The sequence below is a fragment of the Mesorhizobium sp. M1A.F.Ca.IN.020.06.1.1 genome, from assembly GCF_004023265.1.
In the GTDB taxonomy this organism is placed as follows: domain Bacteria; phylum Pseudomonadota; class Alphaproteobacteria; order Rhizobiales; family Rhizobiaceae; genus Mesorhizobium.
Window position 1 is genome coordinate 1 of sequence record NZ_RZSR01001185.1, and the last position, 1,559, is coordinate 1,559.

Below are 1,559 nucleotides of genomic sequence, written 5' to 3' on the forward strand. Positions count from 1 at the left end.
TCATCCAGGATCTGCGGCTCGCCGGCCATGATGCGCCGCTGGTGATGGGCTACGACCAGTTCGAGCCCTATGAGACCGACCGCGCCTATTTCGGCGCCGTCGTCGGCCGCTTCGCCAATCGCATTCGCGACGGCCGCTTCACCATCGCCGGCAAGCGCTACCAGACCGAGCGCAATTTTCTAGGGAAACACACGCTGCATGGCGGCTCGGAGGGCTATTTCCACCGGCCATGGTCGGTCTCGCTGCACGGGCGCGATTTCGTGACGCTGACACTGCACGATCCCGATGGCACGATGGGCTTTCCAGGCGCGCTGGACGTCACCTGCACCTACCGGCTGAAGATCCCCGGCACGCTCAGCATGGAACTGACCGCCACATGCGAGGAGCCGACGCTCTGTAATCTTGCGCAGCACTCCTACTTCAATCTCGACGACGGGGGCGCGGGCGACATTCTCGACCACCGGCTGATGCTCAATGCCGGCGCTTATACGCCCGTCGACGCAGAGATGATCCCGACCGGCGCGGTGAAGCCCGTCGACGGCACGCCCTATGACTTCCGCCAGGCGCGGCCGCTGCGCATGGAATCGGAAGGCGAGCAGCTTCCCTACGATCTGAATTACTGCCTCGCCTCCAGCCGTGGACCGCTGCACCAGGCAGCCTGGGTGCAGGGCGCCAGTTCCGGCGTCGAAATGGAAGTCTGGACCACCGAGCCCGGCCTGCAGCTCTATGTCGGCCAGTATGTCGCGCCGTCCTCCCCTGGGCTGGACGGGCGCGGCTACAAAGCCTTTTCAGGCTTCTGCCTCGAAGCTCAGACCTGGCCCGACGCGCCGAACCGGCCCTATTTCCCACAGGCCACGCTTTGGCCGGGCCAGATCTACCATCAGGTGACGGAATACAGGTTCCGGCTCCCTAACTAGATCCCAAAGGCTGTTCTTAGAATCTCGAACGGCGCGAGCGCGCCGCGCACCTGTACGACGGCCGCAGCCACCCGATGCGCACGCCGAACCGCGTCGACTGGGGCGTGACCGGCAAGCCGGGCGGCGAGATAGCCGCCGTTGAAGGAATCGCCGGCGCCGGTGGTATCGACAGGCGAGGCGACATGCACTGCCTCGATTGTTTCCGAGGCGCCGTCCACGGCAATCAATGCCGGCTGCTCGCCGTTCTTAACGACAACCTCGCCGACCACTCCTCCGAGACGCCTGGCAGTTGTTTCCGGCGCCTCATCGCCAAACAGCATCTGCTCATCCGGAAAAGTGGGCAATGCGATATCCGCGACGGCGAGCGCTTCCAAGATCGCAGCCTCAGCGGTTTCACGGCTCGGCCACAGCCGGGGACGGTAATTCGGGTCAAAGGCGACCAGCGAACCCGCCGCGCGTGCTGTCGCGACGGCCGAAAGCAGGGTTTTGCGCGCGGCATCATCCAGAATTGCCAAAGTGATTCCGGAAAAATAGACAAGCGCCTGGTTTTCAAGACTTTTCGCCAGTGCCGCTGCATCGGAGGCAAGCTGGCGCGCGGCAGCATCGCTTCGCCAGTAAGTGAAGGCGCGCTCGGCTCCAGTG

The 1,559-nt window shown here is 64.3% G+C and carries 2 protein-coding genes; one reads left to right on the forward strand and one right to left on the reverse strand.

Annotated elements, in window-relative coordinates; all coding sequences use genetic code 11:
* Positions 1–917: aldose epimerase family protein (locus tag EOA60_RS32300; RefSeq protein ID WP_164899745.1), on the forward strand; the 917-nt coding region annotated here is incomplete at its 5' end.
* On the opposite strand, the gene EOA60_RS32305 is transcribed toward EOA60_RS32300, so the two are convergent.
* A partial coding sequence (locus EOA60_RS32305) for a sugar kinase (protein WP_164899746.1) occupies positions 914–1,559 on the reverse strand: 646 nt, incomplete at its 5' end. The genes EOA60_RS32300 and EOA60_RS32305 overlap by 4 nt on opposite strands.